The sequence below is a fragment of the Streptomyces sp. NPDC004561 genome (assembly GCF_053602155.1).
Genome location: NZ_JBSGDB010000206.1, coordinates 1 through 14,991, shown reverse-complemented (window position 1 = coordinate 14,991; position 14,991 = coordinate 1). Strand labels below are relative to the sequence as shown.

Below are 14,991 nucleotides of genomic sequence, written 5' to 3'. Positions count from 1 at the left end.
GCCGGGGGCGTACGAGCCGCTGACCGCGCCCTGACCGCACCGTCCGTCCTGGGAGGAGAGGGTCCGGCCCCGCAGCCGTGCCGGACCCTCCACGATCCGCGCGACCGCCGCCGCCTCACCGCCCGCGGCGGCGGCCAGCGCGGCCGCGACCACCGGCCGGGCGGGACCGTCCGCCCGGACCGGTGTGACGAGGATGTCGATGACGCCGCCACAGGTCAGGCCGACGGCGAAGGCGTCCTCGTCGCTGTACCCGAAGCGTTCGAGGACGGTCTCCCCGTCCTCCAGCGCCTGCCGGCACAGCTCGTACACGGCGCCCTCCACGCACCCGCCGGAGACCGAGCCGATGGCCGTGCCGTCGGTGTCCACCGCGAGGGCGGCGCCGGGCTGGCGTGGGGCGCTGCCGCCGACGGCCACCACGGTGGCGACGGCGAAGTCACGGCCCTGCTCGACCCACCGGTTCAGCTCCTCGGCGATGTCCAGCATCTCTCGGTCTCCTAACGGGGTTGCGTGGTACGGGCGTTCGGCGGGGCGCTAGTGGACGCCCAGCCAGCCCTCGATCGGATGAAGGGCGAAGTAGACCAGGAAGACCACCGCGAGGCCCCACATGAAGGCGCCGATCTCCCGGGCCTTGCCCTGGGCGGTCTTGATGGCCACGTAGGAGATGACACCCGCCGCGACACCGGTGGTGATGGTGTACGTGAACGGCATCAGGACGACGGTGAGGAACACCGGGATCGCGGTGGCGCGGTCGGCCCAGTCCACGTGCCGGGCGTTCATCAGCATCAGGGCGCCGATGACCACCAGGGCGGCGGAGGCGACCTCCTGCGGGACGATCGCCGTGACCGGGGTGAAGAACAGACAGGCCGCGAAGAACAGGCCGGTGACGACGGAGGCGAGACCCGTGCGGGCGCCCTCCCCGACGCCGGTGGCGGACTCGATGAACACCGTCTGGCCGGAGCCGCCCGCCACGCCGCCGATCGCGCCGCCGGCGCCGTCGATGAACAGCGCCTTGGACAGGCCGGGCATCCGGCCCTTGTCGTCGGCGAGGTTGGCCTCCGTGCCGACACCGATGATGGTGGCCATCGCGTCGAAGAAGCCGGCGAGGACCAGGGTGAAGACGATCATGCCGACCGTCATCGCGCCGACCTTGCCCCAGCCGCCGAACTCCACGTGCCCGAAGAGCGAGAAGTCGGGCATCGAGACCGCGCCGCCGTGCAGTTCGGGGGCGCCGTTGGCCCACTGCTTGGGGTCGACGACGCCGAGTCCGTTGAGGACGGCGGCGACGACCGTGCCGGAGACGATGCCGATCAGGATGGCGCCGGGGACGTTCCGGGCCTGGAGCATGAAGATCAGCAGCAGGGTGCCGGCGAAGAGCAGCACCGGCCAGCCGGCGAGCTGACCCGCCGGGCCGAGCGTGACCGGGGTGGCGACGCCCTTGTGCACGAAGCCGGACTTGTAGAAGCCGATGAGGGCGATGAACAGGCCGATGCCCATGGTGATGCCGTGCTTGAGCGCGAGCGGAATCGCGTTCATGATCATCTCGCGCAGGCCGGTGACGACCAGCAGCATGATGACCACGCCGTACATCACGCACATGCCCATGGCCTGCGGCCAGGTCATGTTCGGGGCGACCTGCGAGGACAGCACGCCGGAGACGGAGAGGCCGGCGGCGAGCGCCAGGGGCACCTTGCCGACGAAGCCCATCACGAGCGTGGTGAAGGCCGCCGCGAACGCGGTCGCGGTGATCAGGGCCTTCTGGCCGAGCGTGTCCCCCGCCGCGTCCTTGCCGGACAGGATGAGGGGGTTGAGCAGGAGGATGTACGCCATCGCCATGAAGGTGGTGATGCCGCCGCGCACCTCACGCGCGACCGTGGATCCTCTCCGGGATATGTGGAAGTACCGGTCGAGCCAGGACCGTCCGGCCGGGACGCGGCTGCCATCGCCCGCGTCTTCGGCTGCGGTCCTGGGCTCCACTGACTGCTGGGTCATGGGGCCATCTCCCAAGGTTCACAGGGGCACCCGTGCAACCGCACTGGCGGGCACGGGATTTGGGAATGGACGACCCGGGGGACGGCCCGAGACGAACGAATTTCCTGGTACTTCGAGGACCGCGAGCGGAGCGGAACTCAAAGGCGGTTCCCCCGGGCGGCGCGGCGGAGTGTGTGACGTTCCCTGCGCCGCCCGGAGAGCTGGGGTGTTACGCGGTTCCCGTGAGGTGCTCGGGCCGCACCGGAGTGCGGTTGAGCTCCAGCCCGGTCGCGTTCCGGATCGCCGCGAGGACGGCCGGCGTGGACGACAGGGTCGGGGCCTCGCCGATGCCGCGCAGCCCGTACGGGGCGTGGTCGTCGGCGAGTTCGAGCACGTCGACCGGGATGGTCGGCGTGTCGAGGATCGTGGGGATCAGGTAGTCCGTGAAGGAGGGGTTCCTGACCTTCGCGGTCTTCGGGTCGACGATGATCTCCTCCATCACCGCGACGCCCAGGCCCTGGGTCGTACCGCCCTGGATCTGGCCGACGACGGAGAGCGGGTTGAGCGCCTTGCCGACGTCCTGGGCGCAGGCCAGTTCGATGACCTTGACCAGGCCGAGTTCGGTGTCGACCTCGACGACCGCGCGGTGCGCGGCGAAGGAGTACTGGACGTGTCCGTTGCCCTGGCCGGTGCGCAGGTCGAAGGCCTCGGTCGGCCGGTGCCGCCACTCCTCCTCCAGCTCCACGACCTCGTCCTCCAGGACGTCGACCAGGTCGCCGAGGACCTCGCCGCCGTCGGTGACGACCTTGCCGCCCTCCAGCAGGAGTTCGGCCGTGGCCCAGGCCGGGTGGTAGGAGCCGAACTTGCGGCGCCCGATCTCCAGGACCCTCTCGCGGACCAGCTCGCAGGCGTTCTTCACGGCGCCGCCGGTGACGTACGTCTGCCGGGAGGCCGAGGTCGAACCGGCGCTGCCCACCTGGGTGTCGGCCGGGTGGATGGTCACCTGGGTGACGCCCAGCTCGGTGCGGGCGATCTGCGCGTGGACGGTGACACCGCCCTGGCCGACCTCCGCCATCGCGGTGTGCACGGTGGCGACGGGCTCCCCGTTGATGACCTCCATGCGCACCTTGGCGGTGGAGTAGTCGTCGAAGCCCTCGGAGAAGCCGACGTTCTTGATGCCGACCGCGTAGCCCACCCCGCGTACGACGCCCTCGCCGTGCGTGGTGTTGGACAGGCCGCCGGGCAGCTGCCGTACGTCGGCGCCCTCGCTGGACTCCCACTGGCGCTCGGGCGGCATGGGCATCGCCTTGACGCGGCGCAGCAGTTCGGCGACGGGGGCCGGGGAGTCGACCGGCTGCCCGGTCGGCATGATCGTGCCCTGCTCCATCGCGTTCAGCCGCCGGAACTCCACCGGGTCCATGCCCAGCTTCTTGGCCAGCTTGTCCATCTGCGCCTCGTAGGCGAAGCACGCCTGGACCGCGCCGAAGCCGCGCATGGCGCCGCAGGGCGGGTTGTTGGTGTAGAGGGCGATGGCCTCGATGTCGACGTCGTCGACGACGTACGGGCCGACGGAGAGGGAGGCGGCGTTGCCGACGACCGCCGGGGAGGCGGAGGCGTAGGCGCCGCCGTCCAGGACGATCCGGCACTTCAGGTGCGTGAGCTTGCCGTCCTTGGTGGCGCCGTGCTCGTAGTGGAGCTTCGCCGGGTGGCGGTGGACGTGCCCGAAGAACGACTCGAACCGGTTGTAGACGATCTTGACGGGCTTGCCGGTGCGCAGCGCCAGCAGGCAGGCGTGGATCTGCATCGACAGGTCCTCGCGGCCGCCGAACGCACCGCCGACGCCGGCCAGGGTCATGCGCACCTTGTCCTCGGGCAGGCCGAGGACGGGCGCGATCTGGCGCAGGTCGGAGTGGAGCCACTGGGTGGCGATGTAGAGGTGGACGCCGCCGTCCTCCTCGGGCACGGCGAGGCCGGACTCGGGGCCGAGGAAGGCCTGGTCCTGCATGCCGAAGGTGTACTCGCCCGTGACGACGACGTCCGCGCGCTTCGCGGCCTCGTCGGCGTCACCGCGGACGATCGGCTGGCGGTGGACGATGTTGGGGTGCGGGACGTGACCCGCGTGGTGGTCGTCGCGGCCCTCGTGGACGAGGATCGCGTCCGGCGCGGTGGCCGACTTCTCGTCGGTGATCACCGGGAGTTCGCGGTAGTCCACCTTGATCTTGGCGGCGGCGCGGCGGGCCGTCTCCGGGTGGTCGGCGGCGACGATCGCGACCGGCTCGCCGTGGTGGCGGACCTTGCCGTGGGCGAGGACCGGGGTGTCCTGGATCTCCAGGCCGTAGTTCTTCACCTCGGTGGGCAGGTCGTCGTACGTCATGACCGCGTAGACGCCCGGCATGGCCAGGGCCTCGCCGGTGTCGATCGACACGATCTCGGCGTGTGCGACGGTGGAGCGCAGGATCTGGCCCCAGAGCATGTCCTCGTGCCACATGTCGGACGAGTACGCGAACTCGCCGGTGACCTTCAGGGTGCCGTCCGGGCGGAGCGTGGACTCGCCGATGCCGCCCTTTGTCTGGGAGCCCTGTGTGATCTTCGTGGGTGCGCCGTTGGCCGGCATGGTCAGACCCCCTCGGACTGGCGGGCGGCCGCCAGGCGGACCGCGTCCATGATCTTCTCGTAGCCCGTGCAGCGGCACAGGTTGCCCGACAGCGCCTCGCGGATGTCGGCGTCGGTCGGGTTCGGGTTGCGCTCCAGGAGCTCGTCGGAGGCGACGAGCAGACCCGGGGTGCAGAAGCCGCACTGGACGGCACCGGCGTCGATGAACGCCTGCTGGATCGGGGAGAGTTCGGTGCCCTCGCCGGTCTGGGAGTCGGTGCCCCCCGCCTGCCAGCCCTTGGCCTCGTCCAGCGAGGTCCCCCCGCAGGCGCCGGTCGCGCAGCCGCCCTCGGCGCGCTGCCTGGCGAAGTCCGCGAGGCCCTCGACGGTCACGACCTCGCGGCCCTCGGCCTGGCCTGCCGCGACCAGGCAGGAACACACGGGGACGCCGTCCAGGCGGACGGTGCAGGAGCCGCACTCGCCCTGCTCGCAGGCGTTCTTGGAACCGGGCAGGCCCATGCGCTCGCGCAGGACGTACAGCAGGGACTCGCCCTCCCAGACGTCGTCGGCCTCCTGCGGGCGTCCGTTGACGGTGAAGTTGACGCGCATTACGCAGCTCCCTCAGATGCGCGGCGGGCGCCGCGGTACGACTCCCAGGTCCAGGTGAGCGTCCTGCGGGCCATCACACCGACCGCGTGGCGGCGGTAGCTCGCGGTGCCCCGGACGTCGTCGATCGGGTTGCAGGCGCCTGAGCACAGCTCCGCGAACTGCTTGGCGACCGACGGGGTGATGATCTTTCCGTTGTCCCAGAAGCCGCCCTCCTCGAGCGCCGCGTTCAGGAACTCCTCGGCGGCCCTGGCCCGTACGGGGGTGGGGGCGGCGGAGCCGATGCCGGTGCGCACGGTGCGGGTCCCGGGGTGCAGCGCGAGACCGAAGGCGCACACGGCGATCACCATGGCGTTGCGGGTGCCGACCTTCGAGTACTGCTGCGGGCCGTCCGCCTTCTTCACGTGCACGGCGCGGATCAGCTCGTCGGGCTGGAGGGCGTTGCGCTTGACGCCCGTGTAGAACTCGTCGATCGGGATCAGCCGGCTGCCGCGGGCCGCCGACTCCACCTCGACCTCGGCGCCGGCGGCGAGGAGGGCCGGGTGGGCGTCGCCGGCGGGCGAGGCCGTGCCGAGGTTGCCGCCGACGCCGCCGCGGTTGCGGATCTGCGGGGAGGCGACCGTGTGCGAGGCGAGCGCGAGGCCCGGCAGCTCGGCACGGAGGTTCTCCATGATCCGGGTGTACGGGACGGAGGCACCCAGCCGCACGGTGTCCTCGCCGACCTCCCACTCGTAGAGGTCGCCGACGCGGTTGAGGTCGAGCAGGTACTCGGGCCGCCTGTGGTCGAAGTTGATCTCGACCATCACGTCGGTGCCACCCGCAATCGGCACAGCGGTGGGGTGCTCGGCCTTCGCGGCGAGCGCCTCCTCCCAGCTGGCGGGGCGAAGGAAGTCCATGACCGGCTCTCTTCTTCGTCTCGTGGGTCGTACTGATTGAGCCAATCCGTGTGCGGCGGGCCCGGCTCGTTCATGTGCTGTTAACGCGGAGTGGACTCAGTACACCGCCCCTTGCTCCGGTGGGGTCAGTCACCGAAACCATGAAGGAGTTGGCTGGCCACGGCGGGCATCTTGTAGATTCGTATGAACGGAGGTCATCGGTAACCTCTTCGTTTTCCTGGGGACACGCAGGTAACGGCCCGGCGGCCCCGGAAGACGGCCCGCGCGCGCCCGCACCGGGCCGCCCCCAGTCCCCCTCCAAGATCCATCGTAGGTTTCGAGACAAAGAACGGCGGCGACGAGATGCGGCTGCGCGCACTGCTGGACACCGATGCGCTGGGCCTGCGGCTGCTCGGCGGCGAGGACGAGCTGGACCGCTCGGTACGCGGTGTGATGACCACCGACCTGCGGGACCCGAGCCGCTACCTCTCCGGCGGTGAGCTGGTGCTGACCGGCCTGGCCTGGCGCCGGGACGCGGACGACTCCGAGCCGTTCGTACGGATCCTGGTGCAGGCCGGGGTGGCGGCCCTCGCGGCCGGCGAGGCCGAGCTGGGCGATGTGCCGGACGACCTGGTGCTGGCCTGCGCCAGACACCGGCTGCCGCTGTTCGCGGTGCACGAGTCGGTGGCGTTCGCGACGATCACCGAGCATGTCGTCCGGCAGGTCTCCAGCGAGCGGGCCGGGGACCTGGCCGCCGTGGTGGACCGGCACCGCCGGATGATGACCTCGGGCCCGGCGGGCGGCGGCCCGGACGTGGTCCTGGACCTGCTCGGCTCCGACCTGGACCTGCGCGCCTGGGTGATCTCCCCCACCGGCCGCCTGATCGCCGGCTCCAAGGTGGCGGGCCCGGACCTGCCCGCGGAGACCTGCGCCAGGCTGGCCGCCGAGCATCTGAGCGCCGCCCGCACCGGCCGGCGCGGCCCGCACCGGGTCACGCTGGGCGGTACGACGTACTCGCTCTTCCCGATCCGCTCCTCCGGCCGCTCCCCGCAGGGCGCCCGCGACGTGCGCGAGACGGTGCTCTCGGACTGGCTGCTGGCCGTCGAGTCGGACGCGGGCGACTGGCCCGAGGAGCGCATGGACCTGCTCCAGGGCGTGACCCAGCTGATCGCCGTCGAGCGGGACCGCCGGGACGCGGCCCGCACGGTACGGCGCCGGCTCGCCCAGGAGGTCCTGGAGCTGGTGCAGACGGGCGCCGCGCCCGCCGAGATCGCGGCCCGCCTGCGGGTCGCCGCGCCGGTGCTGCTGCCCGGGCTCGGCGCGGCCCCGCACTGGCAGGTGGTGGTCGCCCGCGTCGAGTGGGAGGGCGACACGGTCGAGGGCGGCCCGGTCGCCCAGTCGCTGCTGGAGGAGGTGCTGGTCGACCCGCTGGCGACCGGCCCGGAGCCGTCCGACCGCATCGCCGTGGCGCACACGGGCGACGAGGCGATCGCCCTGGTCCCGCTCCCCGCGGTCTCCACCGAGCACGACGGCTCCGAGACCGGCCTGCTCGCCGACGCCCTGCTGCAGGCGGTGCGCGAGCCGCTGTCGGCGGGCCTGAGCGAGGACGGGCGGCTCACCCTCGGCGTGAGCGCGGCCGTGCACTCGGCGGAGGGCCTGCGCGGCGCCCTGGAGGAGGCCCGGCACGCCCGCCGGGTGGCCGCGGCCCGCCCCGGCCGGGTCTGCGCGGCCGGCCACCAGGAGCTCGCCTCCCACGTCCTGCTGCTGCCGTTCGTGCCCGACGACGTCCGCCGCGCCTTCACCGCGCGCCTGCTGGACCCGCTGACGGACTACGACCGCCGCCACCGGGCCGAGCTGATCCCGACCCTGGAGGCGTTCCTCGACTGCGACGGCTCCTGGACCCGCTGCGCCACCCGTCTCCACCTGCACGTCAACACGCTGCGCTACCGGGTGGGCCGTATCGAGCAGTTGACGGGACGGGACCTTTCGCGGCTGGAGGACAAGCTCGACTTCTTCCTCGCGCTGCGCATGAGCTGAGCCGCGGGGGCGCGAGGCGGACAAACCAAGTCACGCCAAGTGCCCACGACTTTGTGAAATCTTTCACCCACCCCCTTGGCCCGGCCCCGCTGTTGGTGCTGGAATGCCGCCACCACTCATAGCTCGATGGCGTGCTCGGGGAGGGCAACGTGGCGTATCCCGCCATGTCTGGTAACGGAACGACCGCAGGGGACGATCCTCTCCAGACCGCGGTGTGGCGGCTGCGCTCACGGGCCTGCTGGGCCGACGCGGCGGCCCTGCTGCCACCCGACGAACCGATCCCGGCGTTGCAGCGGGCCTCGCTGCTGGTCGAGCGGTGCCTCTACACCGAGCGGGGCTGGGCGGAGGCGGAGGACGCCCTGCGGACGGCCGAGGCGCTCGCGCACACCGACGAGGAGCGGGGCGCGGCCGCCTGCGAACGCGGGCAGCTCGCCTACACGGCCACGCTGCACGGCGTGCGGGACCGCGCGGACGAGGCGCGGGCCGCGCTGGGCCGGGCGGCGGCGCTGATCCGGCCGGGCACGGCGGGCAGGGCCCTGCTGGACTTCCGCCGGGGGCTGATCGCCGAGAACCTGACCCGCTCCCCGCAGGCGGCGCGCGCGGCGTTCCGCCGGGCGCACGCGACCGCCGCCGCGCACGCCGATCCGCTGCTGCTGTCCTTCACCTGGCGCCACCTCGCCGGGCTCGCGCTGCGCGACGGCGAGCTGGCCGAGGCCCGGCACGGCTTCGCCGAATCCCTGCGGATCCGCGAGGAGCTCGGGTACCTGGTGGGCACGGCGCCCGCTCTCGCCTCGCTGGCGGACACGGAGGACGAGCCGGAGGCGTCCCGGCTGCGGGAGGAGGCCCGGCGCCTGTTCCGGCTGCTCGGGGGCGTGCCGACGTGGCTGGCGGGGCAGCTCGCGCCGCCCGCGCCGGGGGCGGCGACGGCCTGAGCGTGCTCAGAGGGAACTGAGAGATTCCTGTGCCAGTGTGGCGCGCCCCGAGCCCCCCTCAGGAGAGCGTCGCGATGAATCTCGTCAACGGCCTTCCGGCCCATGTCCTGCTCGTCCATGTCGTGGTGGTGCTGATCCCGCTGACCGCCCTCGCCCTGGTGGCCGCCGCCCTGTGGCCCGCCGCCGCCCGGCGTCTGGGGGTGCTGCTGCCCGCGCTCGCCCTCGTCGGCCTGGTCAGCGTGCCGCTGACGACGCACGCGGGCGAGTGGCTGGAACAGCACGTCGCCGACGACGCCCTGGTGCGCAGACACACCGAGCTGGGCGACGGGCTGCTGCCCTGGGCGCTGGGCCTGTTCGTGCTGGCGGCGATCGTGTGGTGGGCCGCCCGCCGGGGTGCCCGGGAGACCGGGCGGAGCGGCGGCTCGCGCTGGTTCGCGCTGCCGGTGCGGATCGTGCTGGGGCTGCTGTCGGTGGCCGTGGCGGCGGGCGCGGTGGTGGACGTGTACCGCATCGGCGACTCGGGCGCGAAGGCCGCGTGGCACGACGCCTATTCGAAGACCGGGCACGGCTCGGCGGACGGTTCCTGAACCCGCGCCGAAGGGGCGCGCCGAACCGATCGGCCTGCCGCACGCTCCGCGGCGCGTCCCCGGGCCGGGTCTCAGCTCGCGCCCGCGAAGTGCTCCCCCACCAGGCCCGGCACCACGTCCAGGTCCCGGGCGATCAGCGCCTCCAGCAGGGCCAGGTGCTCCGCCGCGTCCGCGACGAGGTCGGCCCGGCCGTGCCGGACCGGGCCGCCGACCAGGGGCCACTGCGAGCGGCGGTGCAGGTCCTCGGCGATCCGCACCAGTTCCTGGTTGCCGGAGAGGGACAGCATCGCCCGGTGGAAGGCCCGGTCGGACTCCGCGTACGTGGCGGGGCAGCCCGTGGCGGCCGCGCGCACCGTGTCCTCCGCGAGCGGACGCAGCTCGGCCCAGTGCTCGGCCGGCACCGACCGGGCGAGCCGCAGCATCACCGGCACCTCGATCAGCCCGCGCACCTCCGCCAGCTCCGCCAGCTCCCGCGTGCCCCGTTCGATCACCCGGAAGCCGCGGTTGGGCACGACCTCGACGGCGCCCTCCAGCGTGAGCTGCTGCATGGCCTCCCGCACGGGCGTGGCCGAGACCCCGAAGCGTTCGCCGAGGACCGGCGCCGAGTACACCTCTCCCGGCTTCAGCTCGCCGGCCACCAGTGCCGTACGCAGGGCGTCCAGGATCTGCCCGCGCACCGACGACCGCTGCACCACGGGCCGCGGCAGGGGAATCGGCCGCTCACTGTGGGTGTGCTCGCCCCGCACCGCCCCGGGCACCGCGGCGCCCCGCTCCCGTGCCGGGAACCCGGCGTCCACCGGTCGCGGCTGCGCCGGTACCCGGGTGCCGCCCTGTGCCGCGGCGGAGCCCTGCACGCCCTGCTTCACGGGGTCCTCCTGGCGGCTTGTCGGTACTTGGGTCATTAACGGTGGCTTGTCGCTTGTTCGTCAAGCACCTTAGGCGCACGGGGCCGCAGTTCAAACTCCGCCAGGATGAGTAAGGTTAGCCTTACCTATTTATCGTCTCGTACGACCGCACGGACGGTCGCACGGCCGTGCGACCCCGCCCCCTCCGCCCGCCCGGCCGAGATCCCGCGTCCACGCGGGACCGGGCGAGCTGCCGCATGCTCCGCAGAAGACACCCGCGCCACCTGCCCACGCACCCGCGACGGCGACCGCATCGCCCAACTCGCCGTCCCTGCAGCCGCCTGAGGGACCCTCAGCATCGGGGCGATGGCCGGTCCCTTAAGATCGTCGCGAAGGGGGACCGCCCGCGCACGGACAGTCAATTCACAACTTCCTCACCTGACGCAGGAACTTTCCGAGGAACCATCCGTACGGGTAGTCTTATTCGAACTCAACTCCCGCCCCTCATGCGGCAGTTCGAGCAGAACGCCGCCCTGGGCATCCCCTTGCACCTCCTTGGCGGCCTCTTGCCCCGAAACCCCCTGAGGGCCGACGGGAGTGGGCCACTATGGCGGGCGTTACGCCCTATCCCAATGCAAGGGACCCCTGATGAGACTGACCGACATATCGCTGAACTGGCTGCTTCCGGGCGCCGTGCTGCTCCTGGGCATGCTGGCGGCGGTGGCGGTGCTCGCGCGCGGCAAGCGCTCCTCCGGGGAGAACGCGAGCGCGGACGACTCGTGGGAGCGCAGCGAGGAGCGCCGCCGGCGCAAGGAGGCCGTCTACGGCACCGCCTCCTACGTGCTGCTGTTCTGCTGTGCGGCGGTCGCGGCCGCCCTGTCCTTCCACGGCCTGGTCGGGTTCGGTGAGCAGAACCTCGGGCTGACCGACGGCTGGCAGTACCTGGTCCCGTTCGGCCTGGACGGCGCGGCGATGTTCTGTTCCGTCCTCGCGGTGCGCGAGGCCAGCCACGGCGACGCGGCCCTCGGCTCGCGGATGCTCGTGTGGTTGTTCGCCGCGGCGGCGGCCTGGTTCAACTGGGTGCACGCGCCGAGGGGCATCGGCCACGCGGGCGCTCCGCAGTTCTTCTCCGGCATGTCCCTGTCGGCGGCCGTCCTGTTCGACCGCGCGCTGAAGCAGACCCGCCGGGCCGCGCTGCGTGAGCAGGGCCTGGTGCCGCGTCCGCTGCCGCAGATCCGGATCGTGCGCTGGCTGCGGGCCCCCCGCGAGACCTACAGGGCCTGGTCGCTGATGCTGCTGGAGGGTGTGCGCAGCCTGGACGAGGCCGTCGAGGAGGTCCGCGACGACAAGCGGCAGAAGGACGAGACGCGGCAGCGCCGGCGCGAGCAGCACCGGATCGAGCGCGCCCAGCTGAAGGCCATCAGCCGGGGCCACCGCGGCTTCGCCGGCCGTTCGGCCGGCCACCAGGTCGAGGTGCAGGCGGTGGAGCGTGGGCCCTCCGCGGCGACCGCGGAGCCTGCCATATCGACCGCGGAGCAGCTGCCGGTACGCTCACGGCCCTCCCTCCAGCCGGTCCGCAGCGGTTCTGAGCCGCTGACCGTCGACCTCACGGCGGAGGACGACACCATGGCCCTGCCGCGACTGGACTCCCTGGAGCGCAAGCTGAAGGACCTCGAGCAGCAGTTCGGCTAGCACCGCGGCTCTTCACGGGACGGGGGCGTGACCGCCTGGGTCACGCCCCCGTCCCGTGCCCGCTCACGCGGCCTCGGCGCCCAGTTCGAACCACACCGACTTGCCCACCCCGTGCGCCAGTACGCCCCAGGCGTCCGCGAGGGACTCCACCAGGACCAGGCCCCGGCCGTGGGTGTCCTCGTCCGAGTCCGGGGCCTGCACTTCGGGCCTGCGGGCCACGAAGTCCCGTACCTCCACGCGCAGTCCGCCGGGTTCCACGACCGCCGTGAGGACGGCGTCCTCGTCGGTGTGCACGAGCGCGTTGGTGACGAGTTCACTGGTGAGCAGTTCGGCGATCTCGGAGCGGCCCGGCTTGCCCCAGTGCCGCAGCAGTGCGCGCAGCTCCCGGCGGGCCTCCGGCACCGCCCGCAGATCCGCCCGCCCCAGTCTGCGCCGGAACCGGTGCGCGTGTTCGATGATGGTGCCGGACGCTTCCCCCACGGTCTCCCCCGCCTCGTCCCCCGCCTCCGCCGAGGAGGTTCCTACGGCCACCGGACCGCCCCCTCGCGCCTGCCTCTTCATGACCCCCGCCCGCACGCCGCTCGGACCCTGCCCCTTCTGGTCGAACACGTTCACGGGGGGATGCTTGCCCAACGGGGTCACGGACAGTCCTGGACCCTGCCCGATGACAGGCGGTTCGGCCACGGCCGGGAACCGCCGTGCACGGCCGCGGCGGCCCGCGCGGGCCGTACGGCGGGCTCCCCGCAGGCCGCCTGGCGCCACTGACGCCCCGTGACGGCCGGGCAGCTTCACCCGGCACGAGCGGTCGGCACGCCGTCACGGGCCGTGAAACTGGCCGAAATCCACTCCCTGATGCCCGGGTTCAGGGGCGCGGCACGTTCCGCAGGTTGGAGCGGGCCAGCTGCACCATGCGGCCGACCCCGCCGTCCAGCACGATCTTGGAGGCGGACAGCGCGAACCCGGTGACCATCTCGGCGCTGATCCTCGGCGGGATGGACAGGGCGTTGGGGTCGGTGACGATGTCCACCAGCGCCGGGCCCTTGTGCCGGAACGCGTCCCTGAGCGCCCCGGCGAGCTGCTTGGGCTTCTCCACCCGGATCCCGTGGGCGCCGCAGGCGCGGGCCACGGCCGCGAAGTCGGGGTTGGTGTTGGCGGTGCCGTACGAGGGCAGCCCGGAGACCATCATCTCCAGCTCGACCATGCCGAGCGAGGAGTTGTTGAACAGCACGACCTTGACCGGCAGGTCGTACTGGACGAGGGTCAGGAAGTCGCCCATGAGCATGGCGAAGCCGCCGTCGCCGGACATCGACACCACCTGGCGGCGCCGGTCGGTGAACTGTGCGCCGATCGCCATGGGCAGCGCGTTCGCCATCGAGCCGTGCGAGAACGAACCGATGATCCGGCGGCGGCCGTTGGGCGAGACGTAGCGGGCCGCCCAGACGTTGCACATGCCGGTGTCCACGGTGAACACGGCGTCGTCGTCGGCCACTTCGTCGAGGACGGCGGCCACGTACTCGGGGTGGATCGGGATGTGCCGGTCGACCTTGCGCGTGTACGCCTTGACCACGCCCTCCAGCGCGTCGGCGTGCTTCTTCAGCATCCGGTCGAGGAAGCGGCGGTTGGTCTTCTCCTTCACCCGCGGGATCAGGCAGCGCAGCGTCTCGCGCACGTCGCCCCACACGGCGAGGTCGAGCCGGGAGCGCCTGCCGAGGACCTCGGGCCGCACGTCGACCTGGGCGATCTGCACGTCGTCGGGCAGGAAGGCGTTGTACGGGAAGTCGGTGCCGAGCAGGATCAGCAGGTCGCACTCGTGGGTGGCCTCGTAGGCGGCGCCGTAGCCGAGCAGTCCGCTCATCCCGACGTCGAACTTGTTGTCGTACTGGATGAACTCCTTGCCGCGCAGGGCGTGTCCCACCGGGGACTTGATCTTCTCCGCGAACTCCATGACCTCGGCGTGCGCACCGGCGGTGCCGCTGCCGCAGAACAGGGTGACCTTGCCGGCCCTGTCGATCATCTCCACGAGGTCGTCGATCTCGGCGTCGCCGGGCCGGACGGTGGGCCGGGAGGTGACGAGGGCGCTCTGGGCGGCCTTCTCCGGGGCGGGTTCGGCGGCGATGTCGCCGGGCAGCGCGACCACGCTGACGCCGCTCTGGCCGACCGCGTGCTGGATGGCGGTCTGCAGCAGCCGGGGCATCTGCTTCGGGCTGGAGATCAGCTCGCTGTAGTGGCTGCACTCCTGGAAGAGCCGGTCGGGGTGGGTCTCCTGGAAGTAGCCGAGGCCGATCTCGCTGGAGGGGATGTGCGAGGCGAGGGCGAGCACCGGGGCCATGGAGCGGTGGGCGTCGTACAGGCCGTTGACGAGGTGCAGGTTGCCGGGGCCGCAGGAGCCGGCGCAGGCGGCGAGCTTCCCGGTGATCTGGGCCTCGGCGCCGGCCGCGAAGGCGGCCGTCTCCTCGTGGCGTACGTGGATCCAGTCGATGGCCGCGTGACGGCGGACGGCGTCCACGATCGGGTTGAGGCTGTCGCCCACCACGCCGTACAGGCGGCGCACACCGGCACGGACGAGGATGTCGACGAACTGCTCGGCAACGTTCTGTCTGGCCATGTTCTCTCGTCTGCCCCTTCGATGGTCCCGGAACGTCCGTGGTCCTCGGTTCCATGGAGGCACAGGGGCAGCGGTTACGCCTCCCACACGGCGGCCGCCGTACGGTCGTCGGCGTAGCCCTTCACCCGCACCTGGGCGTCGGCGAGGAAGGCGGCGAGGCCGGGCGCCGCGCGGCCGGACCAGCGTCGGGCCAGGTAGGCCTCATCCGGTTTCGCTCGCCACTACTCCCGGAATCACGGTTGTGTTCTCTTC

General features: G+C 72.3%; 12 protein-coding genes and 1 pseudogene. 4 read left to right on the top strand and 9 right to left on the bottom strand.

Translation table 11 applies throughout. From position 1 onward, the window contains the following. The 5 genes from ACWEN3_RS25015 to ACWEN3_RS24995 all read right to left on the bottom strand — a co-directional run. The coding region (locus tag ACWEN3_RS25015; RefSeq protein WP_452975047.1) for an XdhC family protein at window positions 1-483 on the bottom strand (483 nt) is incomplete at its 3' end. A gap of 48 nt (window positions 484-531) precedes the next feature. After that, window positions 532-1,989, bottom strand: a complete 1,458-nt coding sequence (locus tag ACWEN3_RS25010) for an NCS2 family permease (protein WP_452975044.1) — start codon at window positions 1,987-1,989, stop codon at window positions 532-534. Window positions 1,990-2,197: 208 nt separating this feature from the next. Continuing rightward, the gene (locus ACWEN3_RS25005; protein WP_452975041.1) at window positions 2,198-4,582 is read right to left on the bottom strand and encodes a xanthine dehydrogenase family protein molybdopterin-binding subunit; all 2,385 of its coding nucleotides are present in this window, start codon (window positions 4,580-4,582) and stop codon (window positions 2,198-2,200) included. A gap of 2 nt (window positions 4,583-4,584) precedes the next feature. After that, window positions 4,585-5,169 carry a (2Fe-2S)-binding protein gene (locus ACWEN3_RS25000; RefSeq protein ID WP_452975038.1) on the bottom strand — a complete coding sequence of 195 codons (585 nt, stop codon included), beginning with the start codon at window positions 5,167-5,169 and terminating at the stop codon, window positions 4,585-4,587. Continuing rightward, complete coding sequence (locus tag ACWEN3_RS24995; protein WP_452975035.1) at window positions 5,169-6,062, bottom strand: FAD binding domain-containing protein; 894 nt, start codon at window positions 6,060-6,062, stop codon at window positions 5,169-5,171. Before ACWEN3_RS24995 ends, ACWEN3_RS25000 begins: the two co-directional genes overlap by 1 nt. 342 nt (window positions 6,063-6,404) lie before the next feature. Between ACWEN3_RS24995 and ACWEN3_RS24990 the strand changes: the two genes are divergently transcribed. The 3 genes from ACWEN3_RS24990 (at window position 6,405) to ACWEN3_RS24980 (ending at window position 9,597) form a co-directional block, all read left to right on the top strand. Continuing rightward, entirely contained in the window at window positions 6,405-8,078 is a 1,674-nt protein-coding gene (locus ACWEN3_RS24990; RefSeq protein WP_452975032.1) for a PucR family transcriptional regulator, read from the top strand. A 164-nt stretch (window positions 8,079-8,242) separates the two neighbouring features. Next, on the top strand, window positions 8,243-9,010 hold the full coding sequence (locus tag ACWEN3_RS24985) for a hypothetical protein (protein WP_452975029.1): 768 nt from the start codon (window positions 8,243-8,245) through the stop codon (window positions 9,008-9,010). Window positions 9,011-9,084: 74 nt separating this feature from the next. Further along, window positions 9,085-9,597, top strand: a complete 513-nt coding sequence (locus ACWEN3_RS24980; protein ID WP_452975026.1) for a DUF2231 domain-containing protein — start codon at window positions 9,085-9,087, stop codon at window positions 9,595-9,597. A 71-nt stretch (window positions 9,598-9,668) separates the two neighbouring features. On the opposite strand, the gene ACWEN3_RS24975 is transcribed toward ACWEN3_RS24980, so the two are convergent. After that, entirely contained in the window at window positions 9,669-10,463 is a 795-nt protein-coding gene (locus ACWEN3_RS24975; protein ID WP_452975023.1) for a GntR family transcriptional regulator, read from the bottom strand. A 627-nt stretch (window positions 10,464-11,090) separates the two neighbouring features. Between ACWEN3_RS24975 and ACWEN3_RS24970 the strand changes: the two genes are divergently transcribed. Beyond that, entirely contained in the window at window positions 11,091-12,134 is a 1,044-nt protein-coding gene (locus tag ACWEN3_RS24970; RefSeq protein ID WP_452975020.1) for a DUF2637 domain-containing protein, read from the top strand. A gap of 63 nt (window positions 12,135-12,197) precedes the next feature. On the opposite strand, the gene ACWEN3_RS24965 is transcribed toward ACWEN3_RS24970, so the two are convergent. The 3 genes and pseudogenes from ACWEN3_RS24965 to ACWEN3_RS24955 form a co-directional block, all read right to left on the bottom strand. Further along, window positions 12,198-12,695 carry an ATP-binding protein gene (locus tag ACWEN3_RS24965; RefSeq protein WP_452975049.1) on the bottom strand — a complete coding sequence of 166 codons (498 nt, stop codon included), beginning with the start codon at window positions 12,693-12,695 and terminating at the stop codon, window positions 12,198-12,200. Window positions 12,696-12,996: 301 nt separating this feature from the next. After that, complete coding sequence (locus ACWEN3_RS24960; RefSeq protein ID WP_452975018.1) at window positions 12,997-14,739, bottom strand: pyruvate dehydrogenase; 1,743 nt, start codon at window positions 14,737-14,739, stop codon at window positions 12,997-12,999. Between the two features lie 74 nt (window positions 14,740-14,813). Then, window positions 14,814-14,936: pseudogene (locus ACWEN3_RS24955) on the bottom strand (protein phosphatase 2C domain-containing protein); the annotation flags it as partial. Between the last annotated feature and the right edge of the window lie 55 nt (window positions 14,937-14,991).

Excerpts from the sequence above, each read along its gene's own strand:
- ACWEN3_RS25010 (WP_452975044.1), bottom strand. The coding sequence starts at position 1,989 with ATGACCCAGCAGTCAGTGGAGCCCAGGACCGCAGCCGAAGACGCGGGC.
- ACWEN3_RS25005 (WP_452975041.1), bottom strand. The coding sequence starts at position 4,582 with ATGCCGGCCAACGGCGCACCCACGAAGATCACACAGGGCTCCCAGACA.
- ACWEN3_RS25000 (WP_452975038.1), bottom strand. The coding sequence starts at position 5,169 with ATGCGCGTCAACTTCACCGTCAACGGACGCCCGCAGGAGGCCGACGAC.
- ACWEN3_RS24995 (WP_452975035.1), bottom strand. The coding sequence starts at position 6,062 with ATGGACTTCCTTCGCCCCGCCAGCTGGGAGGAGGCGCTCGCCGCGAAG.
- ACWEN3_RS24990 (WP_452975032.1), top strand. The coding sequence starts at position 6,405 with ATGCGGCTGCGCGCACTGCTGGACACCGATGCGCTGGGCCTGCGGCTG.
- ACWEN3_RS24985 (WP_452975029.1), top strand. The coding sequence starts at position 8,243 with ATGTCTGGTAACGGAACGACCGCAGGGGACGATCCTCTCCAGACCGCG.
- ACWEN3_RS24980 (WP_452975026.1), top strand. The coding sequence starts at position 9,085 with ATGAATCTCGTCAACGGCCTTCCGGCCCATGTCCTGCTCGTCCATGTC.
- ACWEN3_RS24970 (WP_452975020.1), top strand. The coding sequence starts at position 11,091 with ATGAGACTGACCGACATATCGCTGAACTGGCTGCTTCCGGGCGCCGTG.
- ACWEN3_RS24965 (WP_452975049.1), bottom strand. The coding sequence starts at position 12,695 with ATGAAGAGGCAGGCGCGAGGGGGCGGTCCGGTGGCCGTAGGAACCTCC.
- ACWEN3_RS24960 (WP_452975018.1), bottom strand. The coding sequence starts at position 14,739 with ATGGCCAGACAGAACGTTGCCGAGCAGTTCGTCGACATCCTCGTCCGT.